The 230-nt window shown below is 48.3% G+C and carries 1 protein-coding gene; it reads right to left on the reverse strand.

Annotated features, from left to right (window positions below; genetic code table 11):
• A partial coding sequence (locus AAEY75_RS17445) for an aminotransferase class I/II-fold pyridoxal phosphate-dependent enzyme (RefSeq protein WP_352260456.1) occupies positions 1–230 on the reverse strand: 230 nt, incomplete at both ends.

Raw genomic sequence — 230 nt, forward strand, 5'->3', positions numbered from 1 at the left:
GGTCTAAATCGAGGCCCTTGTCGCTAATGGGAATCTCAATCACTTTACGCGACAGCGCGCTGAGCAAGTCGAGTAAACCACTAAAACACGGAGAACTGATCGCAATGGTGTCGCCTTCTTTAGTGAGGCTCTCAATGGCCAGTTTAACGGCGTCGATACAACCATTGGTAATGACAAAATCAGCGGCCGAAAAAGCAAGGTTGTTATAACGAAAGTGTTCGGCCAATGCG

Origin of the sequence: Psychrobacter sp. TB55-MNA-CIBAN-0194, assembly GCF_040309505.1 — a bacterium.
GTDB classification, from domain to species: domain Bacteria; phylum Pseudomonadota; class Gammaproteobacteria; order Pseudomonadales; family Moraxellaceae; genus Psychrobacter; species Psychrobacter fozii.